Below are 13,186 nucleotides of genomic sequence, written 5' to 3'. Positions count from 1 at the left end.
AATATCGTTCATAATATTCTAATTAAAATACCCAAAAATGAGATGCTGAATTTCTTGAAAAAATAACCTTTTTCAGCATAAAATAGTGTAAATATTAATTTTTACGGCATTTTATGAAACTTGATCTGATTGACTTGAGAATTTTGGATGAGCTGCAAAAAAACAGCTCTATCAGTAATGTGGAATTGTCAAAGCGCGTGCATTTATCACCGTCACCTTGCCTTTCACGTGTCAAGGCGCTGGAAACAGGCGGGATTATTTCCCGATATGTTGCCTTGGCCAACCCTTCAGCGCTGGGATTGGATTTGAACGTCTTCATTTCCATCAGTCTTAAATCCCAGGACAAGCAGGCACTGGCAGATTTTGAACAACGGATATCCGAGCATGATGAGGTAATGGAATGTTATTTAATGACTGGAGATTCTGATTACCTGATCAGGGTGGCAGTGACTAATATTGGGGCACTGGAAAGGTTTATCCTTGAGCAATTAACCCCAATACCAGGTATTGACAAGATTCGATCCAGCTTTGCGCTTAAGCAGGTGTTATATAAAACAGCGCTGCCACTGACCCGAATACAGAATAAAGCGGCTTGAAAGATTGTGTCTGGCTATTTTCAGGCAACCTTCCGCAGCTTTTTAATCAGGAATGGTACAAACAGGAATAAAAAGGAAATCGTCAGGAAAACCATAGACATTGGGCTTTCCACTAAAACTGCCGGATTTCCCTGACCTGCAGCCAGTGCGATGCGCAGCTGGTTTTCGGTCATGGGGCCAAGAATCAGGCCAATTAACAGGGGTGGAATAGGAAAATCATAAACCCGCATGACATAGCCCATTACGCCAACCAAGGCCATGCAGGCCAGGTCAAAAACAGAACCTGACACCCCCCAGATACCGATCATGGCAAAAATAAGAATGCCGGCATATAACTGTGGTTTTGGAATGAGCAGGAGCTTGACCCAGATCCCGATAAGGGGCAGGTTAAGCACCAGCAACATAGCGTTGCCAATATATAATGAGGCAATCAGGCCCCAGATCAGTTCGGGGTTGCTGGTAAACAAAAAAGGTCCGGGTTGCAAACCGAAATTCTGAAAAGCAGCCAGCAAGATGGCTGCCGTCGCAGAAGTTGGCAACCCCAGGGTTAACAGCGGAACCAGGACGCCGGCCGCGGCAGCATTATTGGCGGCTTCGGGGCCCGCCACGCCTTCAATAGCACCTTTGCCAAATTCATCTTTGTGTTTGGTCAGGTTTTTTTCAAGGGTATAAGAAAGCATGGTGGGAATTTCAGAACCTCCACCGGGCAGCGCACCCATCGGAAAACCAATGGCGGTACCACGAATCCATGGCATGAAAGAGCGTTTCCAGTCGGATTTGCTCATCCACATTCCGCCTTTAACGGAAACAACCTCATCTTTCTGGTTCTTATAACGGCTGGCCACATAAATAATTTCACCCACTGCGAACAGGGAAACCAGCACAACAGTCAGTTCCATGCCATCCAGCAAGTCTGCAAACCCAAAGGTCATGCGGGGCTGTCCCGTCATGTTGTCGATGCCCATGACACCAAAGCCCAGACCAATAAAAAGGGAAATAAAACCGCGTACCCGAGAGCTGCCCATAACCACGGCAACCGAAGTGAATGCCATAATTGTTAAGGCAAAATAATCGGCAGGCTTAAAATAAAAAGCCAGTTCGGCAATATATGGGGCGGCAAAGGTAAGGGCAAGGGTGGCCAGTGTTCCCGCCACAAAAGAGCCAATGGCCGCGGTGGCTAGTGCAGCGGCCCCACGCCCGGATCTGGCCATTTTATTGCCTTCCAGCGCTGTCATCATAGAGCCGGCTTCACCGGGGGTATTGATGAGAATAGAGGTGGTGGAGCCTCCGTACATGGCCCCATACAGGACACCGGCAAACATAATAAAGGCAGAAACCGGGCCAACAGAAACCGTGACCGGTAACAGAAGGGCGATCGTTAGGGCAGGGCCAATGCCGGGTAAAATACCAATGGCGGTACCCAGTGTAGAGCCAACCAGTGCCCAAAACAGATTGGTAGGGGTAAGGGCAACTTCAAACCCCTGTAGTAATAGACCCAGTGTATCCATATTTAAATTGAATTATTGATGTAACGGGATAATTAAACGCCCAGCAAGGGAATAAATTCGCCCAGCTGAAGCCCTAGCAAGCTAAACAAATACCAGCTTGCAGAACCTAAAATGAAGCCAATTATCAGGTTCAGTGCTATTTTTTTTGAACCAAAGGCCATTGTTACCAAGGTAAATGACACCATGGCCGTAACGGGAAGCCCGAGGAGTTCAATAATGAAAACTGGCACAAAGGCCGCGGCCAGTGCAATGAAAAATGCCCGTTTATCCATGGGCGTGCTTCCCTCGGCATTTTCAGTATCCTGGGGTTCGAATTTTTCACCACGTGCTATTTGGATAAGCAACAGCAAGCCAAGCAGCACCAGTCCGATACCAATTGCGGTGACAAACATACCAGGCCCAATGGCAGAGTACCTGGCGGTGTTGTCCAGTTTGCTGGCCGAATAAAGACAAACCACACCCATTAGCACAACAACAATACCCAGCCACCAGGGTTTTACTGATGACTGGGAGGTTGTATTGACAGGTGCTTGGGCTTTATTGGACAAGACCGGCATCCTTCAGGATAGTGTTAATACGCTCGCTTTCATTTTTCATGAAATCGCCAAATGCAGGTCCGGCCAGGAAGAACTGATCCCAACCCTGGGTTTCCAGAACCTGCTTCCATTCGGCGCTGTCATTAAGCTGGGTGAAGCGGTCTATCCAAATCTTGTAGTTTTCTTCGGGCATTTCAGGTGCACCCAGAATGCCGCGCCAGTTGGCAATTTCAACATCAAAACCGGCTTCCTTGAAGGTGGGGGCATCAAGGCCTTCCATGCGTTGTGCTGACGTAATGCCCAGGATTTTCACCCGATTGGATTTGGCAAATTGCTGAAATTCTGAAATACCGGAAATGCCGGCTTTGAGCGTGCCGTTGACGATGCCAGTGACGGTATCGGCACCGCCGGCCTGAGGAATGTAATTAAGATCTTTTACCGGTACGTTGCCTGCCTGTGCCAATAAAGCCAACGCGATATGATCAACCCCACCAGCGGAACCTCCGCCAACCGGTGTGCCACCCGGGTTTTCTTTTAGCGCTTTAACAAAATCATCCAGATTCTGGTAGGGGGAATCGGGTCTGACGGCAATCACCAGGTACTCGGCGGTTAAGCGGGCCACTGGCTTGAACTTACTTAGATCTATGGGGGATTTATTGAGTGTGATGGCACCAACGGTAATAGCACCAAAAACGGCCAGGGCATTGGCTTTGCCGGTTTGTGTATTCTGGAATTCTGCCAGGCCGATGGTGCCGCCTGCACCACCCTTATTGGTGAAATTGACCGGGCCGGTATAAATACCCGCCTTATTCATGGCATTAAATGCCTGGCGACCGGTTCCATCCCAACCGCCACCAGGGTTGGCCGGTAACATGACGCTAACCTGGGCATAAGCGACACTGCTAAACATAACAGCAGCGGTAAATAGAGAACGCAAAAAATTGTTTCGTTTCATGTCTACTCCAGTAAATGTGGATTATTGTTTGTTACGCTTTTCAGGCTAGAATAGGTTGAAGCTATTTCTTTGTCAATAAGGGTAAAACACATTACCCGATCATTGCATTTTCAAATATCTATTGATTTTCTAATTGAATGATCCAGTAACAGGTGAATCTTGAGTATGAATAATTTTAAACTGTTTAATTTGTTTTTTTGTATGGGTGCTGTCGCGTTTAATGTGAATGCTGCCAGCCTTGATCCCAAAGTGCCCTATCCAGCGGCCAAGCCAGACCAGGTACGGCAGGTTATCCACCTGACAGAGGTTCCCCAGGAAGAAAACCTTAAAGTGCAACTAATGGTGGGAAAAACCATGAAAGTTGATTGCAACCGGCATGCGTTTGGCGGGGAGTTAAAAGTGCACAATCTTGAAGGGTGGGGCTACCCTTATTACAGCATTGAAGCCTTAAAGGGTCCCATGGCAACGTTAATGGCCTGCCCGGGCCAGGAACCCACAGAAAAATTTGTCCAGCTGATGGGTAATGATTTTTTACTTGATTACAATAGTCGTTTGCCAATCGTAGTTTATACACCAGCGGACGTTGAAGTGAAGTACCGCATTTGGCAAGCCGGTGAAACTGTAAAAGAGGCGGTGAAAGAGTAGTTGGCCATTGTAATACTGCCTGTCAGACAGTTAACCGGCTTGAATAAAACTGGCTACTAATACAAAAATCAAACAAAAGAAAACCCGGCTATAACTAATGCCTATTACAGACAATACTTATTTAACCGGGTTTTCTTACCGCTTCTTTAGAGATAAACCAGACATAAATAGCAAGCGGTCAATGCGTTGGTTTATTCATTTTATTGTTTCAAATTTATCGCATTACTTGCTTCATCAGGGGCTGTTGATGTTTCTATTGATGTTTCGATAGAAGAGGGGAATAAATCCCAGCATGAAATAAACAGTGCGGCAAGCAGGGGGCCAATCACGAAACCGTTAGGGCCGAAAACGGTCAGGCCGCCGATAGTGGAAATCAGAATGACATAATCGGGCAATTTTGTATCTTTGCCAACTAACAAGGGCCTGAGCACGTTATCGGTAAGGCCAATAATCAGTACGCCATACAGGATCAGGATCACACCATGCCAGGTTTCGCCGGTTACAAGAAAATAAATAGAAACAGGGAACCAGATGAGTGCCGCACCAATAGCAGGCAGCAAAGACAGGAAACCCATAATGGTTCCCCACAATAAAGATCCCTGGATGCCCAGCACACTGAAAATGAACCCTCCCAGTACCCCTTGGGTGGCGGCAACCAAGATGTTTCCCTTGACGGTTGCCTTGACAACCGTGGCGAATTTGCTAAGCAAATGCTGCTTTTGCTCATATTCAAGAGGAATCATGGATTTGATTTTTTGCACCAGGTAACTGCCATCCCTGAGCAGGAAAAACAGTAAATAGAGCATGATGCCAAAGGTAATCAGGAATTGAAAGGTATCCTGACCAATAGTCAGTGCCTGATTAGCCAGGAATTTACTTGCTTGCGCGGCGGCTTCGGTTAATTTTTCCCGTAGGCCGAAAAGACTGTGTATTTCGTAGCGATCAAGGATATCTTTAAAAAACGGCGGCAGGCTTTGGATGATTTGTTCAAAATACAGACCCAGATTAAGCTGCCCGCTTTGAACACGTTGATACAACAGGGATATTTCTTTTATTAGGGATGTGGTGATGGTAATGAGCGGAATAATCACGACTAACAGGGCAATAACCAGTGTAATCAGGGCCGCCGTATTAGGCGCCTTGGGCATTTTTTTCAGGAACCATAAATTAAGCGGCCTGAACAGGACACTGAAAATAACCGCCCAGAACATGGCACTGTAATAGGGTAACAGTAACCATATAAAGCCAATGGAAACGGCAATAAGCAAAACAAGGAAGAAGTGATATTGGGTACTGTTTTTATTTTGAATTGGCGGCATCGTGTTTCCGTACGGTAACGGGGTCATAAATCATTAAAAGGGAGAGCATTGTTCAAAAACCGGTAAAAATGCCAGTATAGTTGATTTTTCGTGGTTTTCCATAAGCGGGTGCTCATGGCAAGCATGCAACTATTGCTTTACAATAATTAAAATTTTTATATATAAATTGCGTCGCAGGAAAGTATGGACACCTTCAGGGGCTTAACAAAAACCGGTATATCTTCATTGTTTTTTTTGCTGCTAGCAGCCTGCAGTACCACGCCTCCCGCCAACCCTGAAAATATCTGTGAAATCTTCCGGGAAAAACCCTCATGGCACGAGGCGGCCCTTGAAACCAAAGAGAGGTGGGGGGTTCCGGTTCATGTGCCCATGGCTATCATGTATCAGGAATCCACCTTTCGTCATGATGCCAGGCCACCCAAGGATTATTTGCTTGGCATTATTCCCTGGGGCAGGGTAAGTTCTGCATTTGGCTATGCCCAGGCAAAAGATGAAGTATGGAGTGATTATCGCAAAGAAACCAATCGCTGGAGCCCGGATCGCGATGATTTTTCGGATGCCCTTGATTTTATGGGCTGGTACATGAGTAAAGCGCAAAAGGTAAATGGTGTTTCCAAGTGGGATGCCTATGCCCAATACCTGAATTACCACGAAGGCTGGACCGGCTATCGAAACGGAACATACCAAAGTAAAAGATGGCTGGTTAATACCGCACAAAAGGTCAAAGACCGGGCCTCCCGGTATAGCGCCCAGTATGCTGCCTGCTCAAACCGTTTTTAAATTTAACTATAAGCTTTTTTCTCCTTAACTGAATAGTTTGAGCTTAATTGGTTTGTATTAATCAAAATCTGTATTATTTTGTGAGATATACAAGAATTTATTAGTGTTTCCCTGAGTGTTGAAACGGGTATATTCGTGTACTATCAAGCAAATGGTTAATATTTAGCCATTAGATTTAATCTTGAACGGGGAGAATTCATGAATAAACTGTTAAAAAAATCACTTGCCAAACGCTTTGCCTTGTCAGCCGGTGCGCTGACCCTGTTTTCTGTCATTGCCGCTCCAGGTGCTGCTATTGCACAGCAAAAATTTGTCAGTATCGGTACGGGTGGTGTTACGGGTGTGTACTATGCAGCTGGCGGTGCTATTTGCCGGCTGGTCAATAAAGACCGTGCCGATCATGGCTTGCGTTGTTCTGTAGAGTCAACCGGTGGTTCCGTATTTAATGCAAATACCATTAAAGCCGGTGAACTGGATCTTGGCGTCGTACAGTCTGATGTTGGCTATAACGCTTATAACGGCGAAGGCCAGTTTAAAGAGCCTTTCGAAAAACTACGCTCTGTCTTCTCTATTCATCCGGAGCCATTTACCATTCTTGCCCGCAAAGAGGCCAATATCAAGTCATTTGATGACCTTAAAGGCAAACGTTTCAACGTGGGTAACCCCGGCTCAGGCACACGTGCCTCTATGGAGCAGTTGCTTAAGGCAAAAGGCCTTGATATGTCGTTCTTTTCATTGGCCTCGGAATTACGTCCCGATGAGCACGGTTCAGCCTTATGTGATGGGAAAATTGACGGTTTCTTTTATGGCGTCGGTCACCCCTCAGCCAACATCCAGGACCCCACCACAACTTGCGGTGCACAGCTAGTATCCATTACCGGTCCCGAGATTGATAAACTGGTTGAAGACAATCCATATTATGCAAAGGTTTCCATACCTGGTGGTCTTTATCAAAATAACCCGGACCCCACTGAAACCTACGGCGTGCTGGCTACTTTTGTAACCTCTTCTGATGTTTCTGATGAGGCTGTGTATAGTGTGGTCAAGGCAGTCTTCGATAACTTTGATGATTTCAAAAAACTGCATCCGGCACTGGCCCATCTTAATAAAGAAGATATGGTTAAAAACGGTTTATCTGCACCTTTGCATCCTGGCGCAGAAAAATATTTCAAAGAAAAAGGCCTGATCAAGTAATAATAAATAATATTGTTTTGTAAAGGTCACTGATCTGGAATATATCTTTTGAGCGTTCCAACAGTGACCTTTTTGTTGTAAATTTATGAAGGAAAATCATGAGTACTGATATCGATGCAAAAAAAAATGCAGCACTCGAACAGATGGTGGCCGATGTTGACAGGGGAGGCCGACATGTTGGCGGCGTTACCGGTGCCGTGTTGGCTGTTGGTGCACTTCTCTGGACATTTTTTCAGCTATGGTACTCATCACCATTGCCGTTTACATTCAATTTTGCCATTTTCAACGATACTGAAGCGCGCTCAATTCACTTGGGTATTGCGATATTTCTAGGTTATCTGGCCTACCCATTCAATAAAAAAGCATCAGAACACATGCCTTGGTATGATTGGGTATTTGCCATCATGGGCGGCTTTTGCGGCGCTTATCTTTATTTGTTCTACAACCAGCTTGCCTTGCGTCCGGGCTTACCAACTACGGTTGATGTGGTATCGGCCAGTATTGGCCTGATCCTGTTACTGGAAGTTACCCGCCGTGCTTTGGGCGCGCCTATGACCATTCTGGGGTTGGTTTTCTTATTGTATGTTTTTTTAGGCCCGTACTTGCCTGATGTCCTGGCTCACAGGGGAGCATCGGTAGAGCGCATGGTGTCCCATATGTGGCTAACCACTGAGGGTGTCTTTGGGGTGGCGCTGGGTGTATCGGTTTCTTATATTTTTATTTTCGTGTTGCTGGGGTCTTTACTTGACCGATGTGGTGCCGGTAACTATATGATGCAGGTCTCTTTTGCCTTGCTGGGGCATCTGCGTGGTGGTCCGGCAAAAGTGGCCGTAGTTTCATCAGCCGTTAACGGTATTGTGTCCGCTTCATCTGTCGCTAATGTGGTGACCGGTGGTATTTTTACCATTCCACTCATGAAAAAATCAGGGTATGGTGGTATTCGCGCGGGGGCCATTGAAACTGCCTCTTCCGTGAACGGGCAAATCATGCCGCCGGTAATGGGTGCTGCCGCTTTCCTGATGATTGAATATGTGGGCATTCCTTATACCGATGTAATCAAGCATGCGCTTTTACCGGCCAGTATTTCCTATGTTGCCCTGTTTTATATTGTTCACCTTGAAGCCCTGAAATTGGGTATTGAGCCCATGATGAGTGCGGGCAAGCCTAAAACTGTCATGCAAAAACTGGCCGGTTGGGGATTGGGTATTTCAGGTACGCTTATCGTCATGGGGTTGGTGTACTGGATAGGCGTTGGTGTGCAGCAAATCGCCGGTGCTGCGGCCATCTGGATTTTACTTGGTCTTTTGCTGGTGTTGTATGTGTGGCTGTTGCGTATTGCGGCCTCAAATGCAGACTTGCCGACCGAAATTGATATTGTCAATCCTGTCAGGCCAGAAGCCTGGCCAACCGTACGTGCCGGTTTGTATTTCCTTATTCCTATTGGTATTTTGGTGTGGTGCCTTAGCGTAGAACATCTTTCTGCCGGGCTATCCGCTTTCTATGCCAGTATTTCAATGATCTTCCAGATGCTTACACAGCATCCGATTATTGCTTTTTTTCGCAAGAAAAAACTATCTGCGGCTGCCAGGAAAGGGGTTTCAGAAACCATGAGTGGCCTCGAGGAAGGTGCCCGTAACATGATTGGCATTGCCATTGCATGCGGTACCGCCGGGCTAATTGTAGGGGCTATTACCTTAACCGGTTTGGGTTTACGCATGACCGCTTTTGTAGAGCTGGTCTCTATGGGTAATGTGCTGGTCATGCTGTTTTTTACTGCAGTTGTTTGTTTGGTCTTGGGGTTAGGCATGCCGACTACGGCAAACTATATCCTGATGGCTACTTTGATGGCGCCGGTTGTGGTTGAGCTTGGAGCACAAAATGGCATTATCATCCCATTAATTGCCGTACATATGTTTGTATTTTATTTCGGCATTATGGCGGATATTACACCCCCTGTTGGTCTTGCTACATTTGCCGCGGCAGCCATTTCAGGAGAGGATCCCATTAAAACCGGGGTGATGGGGGTTGTTTATGCCATGCGGACCGTTATTTTACCGTTTATCTTTATTTTCAACCCATTGATATTGCTTATTGGTATTGGAAGTGTATGGGAACTTATTCTGGTGGTTTTTGGTGCCACACTGGCTTCCCTGACTTTTGCAGCAGCAACTATGGGCTGGTTCAGGATTAAATGCAACTGGTTCGAGGTAATTCTGTTGTTGCTTGTTACTTTCCTGTTATTCAGGCCAGACTGGTTCATGAATAAGATGGCTAGCGAGTACGTATCACGCCCCGTGACAGAAATGTACACGGTAGCGGCTGATTTGCCTGAATCAACCCGATTTGTCGCTGTACTGCAGGGATTTAGCATTGAAGGTGATGAAATCGTAAAAACGGTGGCGGTAAGCCTGCCAGAACTGGTTGAACATGATATTTCGCCTGATAAAGAAACAATTGGCAGAAAACGGCTCAGCAGTGCAGGACTCAATTTTATTGCTTTGGGAGATCAGGTTCAGTTGGCTAGTGTCCGCTTTGGCAGTAATGCCCAGAAATCGGGTTGGGAGGCAGGATGGGATGTTCTTGAACTGAAGGTCCCCAATCCTGATCGTCCTTCTGAACTATGGTTCTTTGTGCCTGCTTTTATCATAATCTTGCTGATTTGGCTGGCGCAGGGAAGACGAATGAAAAAAATGCCGGGTCATACTGGCAGGACACAAGCCAGTCCGGTCTAGGCTTTTACCAATCTTGATTAGTGTTTAAATAAAAAAACCATACCTGGCCATTCACAAGCAGGGTATGGTTTTTTTTATATTGCCAATGATTGGTTTCAGGTTTCAGAATTGACAACGACTGTCAATTACCTGGGTATTAACTTTTCTTTAATCGTTTCATTACTTCGGGAATCCTATACTGTCTCTGGATTTTTAATATTAAAATTTTGTTTTCGGGGAAGGAATCATGAATAAATATATTGCAGAACTGTTTGGTACATTCTGGCTTGTCCTGGGAGGGTGCGGCAGTGCCGTTCTTGCGGCTGCTTTTCCAGAACTGGGCATTGGCTTTACTGGTGTTTCCCTGGCCTTCGGCCTTAGCTTATTAACCATGGCTTTTGCCATTGGTCATATTTCCGGCTGTCATATTAACCCGGCTGTAACCATTGGTTTGTGGGCAGGAGGGCGTTTTCCTGCTTCACAATTGCTGCCTTATATTGTTTCCCAGTTAATCGGGGCCATTTTGGCGGGGGCCGTGTTGTATCTTGTGGCGACGGGTAAGGCCGGTTTCGATGCGACTACTTCGGGCTTTGCCAGTAACGGTTTTGGTGAACATTCCCCAGGTGGTTATAGCATGACTGCTGCGATTGTGATTGAAGTGGTATTAACCATGATGTTCCTGGTCGTGATTCTGGGGGCAACAGATGGGCGCGCACCACAAGGCTTTGCACCCATAGCTATTGGCCTGTGCCTTACGCTTATTCATTTAATCAGCATTCCGGTTACCAATACCTCAGTTAATCCTGCACGAAGCACGGGCGTTGCCATTTTTCAAGGTACCTGGGCACTTGAGCAGCTTTGGCTATTTTGGGTAATGCCAATTATTGGTGCGGTCTTGGGGGCCATCATATATAAATGCATAGGTCGTAAAGCATAACTCCCTGTTTGGTTCACCTCGTTTCTAATGAAAAAATCCTGGCAGGCGCAGGATTTTTTTACACTTTAAACCAGACAGGAAAGCAGGTATCATTCTGCAAAGGCAAGGAAAATATCATTCTTATTGTGGAATGGTTTTATAACTAATGAATAAAGGAAGTATTTATGTCCGGATTTCCCTATATGAACAGGCAGTATTTGTTTGATAAATATCCTAATGATGTGGTAACTGTGGAATGCTTTAAGTTGTGGGATGAAGTTATTGCTCAAATTGATGCCGGGGAAGTCTTGGTACGCAATCATTACTTATCCCTTGATCCATATATGCGAGGAAGAATGAGCCAGGCCAAAAACTATGCGGCCTCTCAAGACTTGAATACGGTCATGCAAGGCGGAACGGTTGGTGAAGTGATAGAGTCAAGACATCCCGGTTTCAAGGTGGGTGATACGGTTCTATGTACGGGCGGCTGGCAATTGTATTTTCGTGCCAGTCCCTCAAAGGACAGTAATCATATACGTAAAATTGATGTTTCACAGATTTCCATGAGCGTTTACTTGGGTGCAGCGGGTATGCCAGGGATTACCGCTTGGTATGGCCTGAATAAAATCCTCAAGCCTCAGGTCGGCGAAACCTTGGTTGTCAGTGCAGCCTCGGGTGCGGTGGGGAGTGTAGTGGGGCAGCTGGCCAAACAAAAAGGCTGTCACGTTATTGGAATTGCCGGTGGCCCGGAAAAATGTGAGTATGTCGTTGAAACCTTGGGGTTTGATGATTGTATCGATTACAAAGCCTACCCTGATACCGAAACCCTGTCACATGAACTTAAACAATTAGCCCCCAATGGTGTCGATGCTTACTATGAAAATGTGGGCGGTTATATTATGGATGCGGTACTTGAAAACCTGAATCCGTTTTCAAGGGTAGCCATCTGTGGCCTGATTGCCGGGTATGATGGCCGCTCTATTCCCATTAGCAACCCGCGCGCCATTCTGGTTTCACGGGCCAGTATTACCGGGTTTATTATTTCAGACCACCTTGATATTTGGCCGCAGGCATTGGCGGATCTGGCCGAAGCCGTTGCCAATGGTGTGCTTATTTTCAAAGAGTCGGTCAGTAATGGTCTTGAAAGTGCACCTGACGCATTTTTGGGCTTGCTGCAAGGCCACAACTTTGGTAAGCAATTAGTTAAACTGGTTTAATAGTTTATTTTTTTTTAACCATAGCTATTCTGGCGGAAGTACTGGCTACTTCCGCTTTGACAGCCTCTGAGCAATTTTCACGCTTGTGGCCATCGGTATTCACAGGTTGTGAGTTCTGATAAGGCCTACGGCTATTCCTTCTATGCTGAACTCCTGATTGGGACGCACAATAATAGGAGAAAAATCGGGGTTTTCGGGTAAAAGCTCTATGTGGGCGGCTTTCTTGATGAAGCGTTTAACGGTTACTTCGTTTTCTATGCGAGCGACAATGACCTGACCGTTGCGGGCTTCAGGGTATTTTTTTACAGCAAGCAGGTCACCATCAAGAATACCGATATCTTTCATGCTTTGACCTTTTACCTTAAGCAGGAAGTCGGGTTGTTGTGTAAACAGGGAAGGGTCTACGTTAATTTCACGGTCTATGTGTTCTGCAGCAAGAATGGGATTGCCGGCTGCTACATGTCCTATTACCGGCAATAGTACTTGCGAGACTTTATCCAGAAAAGATGCTTCCTGTTTATTGTTTTCGGCAGGACTGGAGGTAACTAAACGGATGCCACGGGAAGCGCCAGCAGTTAATACAATAGCCCCTTTTTTAGCTAATGCCTTTAAATGATCTTCGGCAGCATTGGGAGATTTAAACCCCAGTGTTTTGGCGATTTCTGCCCGTGTGGGCGGGAAGCCGGTTTTTATAATATTCTGCTGAATAAGATCCAGGACCTGTTGCTGTCTTGCGGTGAGTTTAATTGTCATGCTGTATTTGCCATAAAATCGGACTGTATATTCATACAGCCCGATTTTGCTTCATT

General features: G+C 46.1%; 13 protein-coding genes. 8 read left to right on the top strand and 5 right to left on the bottom strand.

Annotation, left to right across the window (positions count from 1 at the left end):
- The first annotated feature begins 113 nt into the window (after positions 1 to 113).
- Entirely contained in the window at positions 114 to 596 is a 483-nt protein-coding gene (locus tag JHL22_RS04725) for an Lrp/AsnC family transcriptional regulator (RefSeq protein WP_200234472.1), read from the top strand.
- Positions 597 to 616: 20 nt separating this feature from the next.
- Here the strand turns inward: JHL22_RS04725 and JHL22_RS04720 are convergent, their stop codons facing one another.
- The 3 genes from JHL22_RS04720 to JHL22_RS04710 are packed head-to-tail and all read right to left on the bottom strand — an operon-like array spanning position 617 to position 3,595.
- Positions 617 to 2,104, bottom strand: a complete 1,488-nt coding sequence (locus JHL22_RS04720; RefSeq protein ID WP_200234470.1) for a tripartite tricarboxylate transporter permease — start codon at positions 2,102 to 2,104, stop codon at positions 617 to 619.
- A gap of 32 nt (positions 2,105 to 2,136) precedes the next feature.
- Entirely contained in the window at positions 2,137 to 2,652 is a 516-nt protein-coding gene (locus tag JHL22_RS04715) for a tripartite tricarboxylate transporter TctB family protein (RefSeq protein ID WP_234041117.1), read from the bottom strand.
- Positions 2,642 to 3,595 carry a Bug family tripartite tricarboxylate transporter substrate binding protein gene (locus JHL22_RS04710; protein WP_200234466.1) on the bottom strand — a complete coding sequence of 318 codons (954 nt, stop codon included), beginning with the start codon at positions 3,593 to 3,595 and terminating at the stop codon, positions 2,642 to 2,644. Before JHL22_RS04710 ends, JHL22_RS04715 begins: the two co-directional genes overlap by 11 nt.
- A gap of 165 nt (positions 3,596 to 3,760) precedes the next feature.
- Between JHL22_RS04710 and eco the strand changes: the two genes are divergently transcribed.
- A complete protein-coding gene (gene eco, locus JHL22_RS04705) occupies positions 3,761 to 4,240 on the top strand; it encodes a serine protease inhibitor ecotin (RefSeq protein ID WP_200234464.1) in 480 nt (159 codons plus the stop codon).
- A gap of 200 nt (positions 4,241 to 4,440) precedes the next feature.
- Here eco and JHL22_RS04700 read toward each other — a convergent pair whose 3' ends face one another.
- Entirely contained in the window at positions 4,441 to 5,559 is a 1,119-nt protein-coding gene (locus JHL22_RS04700) for an AI-2E family transporter (protein ID WP_200234462.1), read from the bottom strand.
- A 183-nt stretch (positions 5,560 to 5,742) separates the two neighbouring features.
- On the opposite strand from JHL22_RS04700, the gene JHL22_RS04695 reads away from it, so the two are divergent.
- The 6 genes from JHL22_RS04695 (at position 5,743) to JHL22_RS04670 (ending at position 12,496) form a co-directional block, all read left to right on the top strand.
- Complete coding sequence (locus JHL22_RS04695; protein WP_200234448.1) at positions 5,743 to 6,339, top strand: transglycosylase SLT domain-containing protein; 597 nt, start codon at positions 5,743 to 5,745, stop codon at positions 6,337 to 6,339.
- A 198-nt stretch (positions 6,340 to 6,537) separates the two neighbouring features.
- A complete protein-coding gene (locus JHL22_RS04690) occupies positions 6,538 to 7,533 on the top strand; it encodes a TAXI family TRAP transporter solute-binding subunit (RefSeq protein WP_200234447.1) in 996 nt (331 codons plus the stop codon).
- A 98-nt stretch (positions 7,534 to 7,631) separates the two neighbouring features.
- The gene (locus JHL22_RS04685; RefSeq protein ID WP_200234446.1) at positions 7,632 to 10,265 is read left to right on the top strand and encodes a TRAP transporter permease; all 2,634 of its coding nucleotides are present in this window, start codon (positions 7,632 to 7,634) and stop codon (positions 10,263 to 10,265) included.
- A 226-nt stretch (positions 10,266 to 10,491) separates the two neighbouring features.
- Positions 10,492 to 11,181 carry an aquaporin Z gene (aqpZ, locus tag JHL22_RS04680; protein WP_200234445.1) on the top strand — a complete coding sequence of 230 codons (690 nt, stop codon included), beginning with the start codon at positions 10,492 to 10,494 and terminating at the stop codon, positions 11,179 to 11,181.
- Positions 11,182 to 11,345: 164 nt separating this feature from the next.
- Positions 11,346 to 12,377 carry an NADP-dependent oxidoreductase gene (locus tag JHL22_RS04675; protein WP_407926760.1) on the top strand — a complete coding sequence of 344 codons (1,032 nt, stop codon included), beginning with the start codon at positions 11,346 to 11,348 and terminating at the stop codon, positions 12,375 to 12,377.
- Positions 12,377 to 12,496: an SMR family transporter gene (locus tag JHL22_RS04670; protein ID WP_200234836.1), complete on the top strand. Its 120-nt coding sequence runs from the start codon at positions 12,377 to 12,379 to the stop codon at positions 12,494 to 12,496. The genes JHL22_RS04675 and JHL22_RS04670 overlap by 1 nt, the downstream gene beginning before the upstream one ends.
- Here JHL22_RS04670 and lexA read toward each other — a convergent pair.
- Positions 12,477 to 13,130, bottom strand: coding sequence for a transcriptional repressor LexA (gene lexA, locus JHL22_RS04665; RefSeq protein WP_200234444.1), 654 nt, complete (start codon positions 13,128 to 13,130; stop codon positions 12,477 to 12,479). The genes JHL22_RS04670 and lexA overlap by 20 nt on opposite strands.
- Positions 13,131 to 13,186 lie beyond the last annotated feature (56 nt).

Origin of the sequence: Advenella mandrilli, from assembly GCF_016595155.1 — a bacterium.
GTDB classification, from domain to species: domain Bacteria; phylum Pseudomonadota; class Gammaproteobacteria; order Burkholderiales; family Burkholderiaceae_B; genus Advenella; species Advenella mandrilli.
This window is presented reverse-complemented; position numbering and strand designations above follow the sequence as displayed.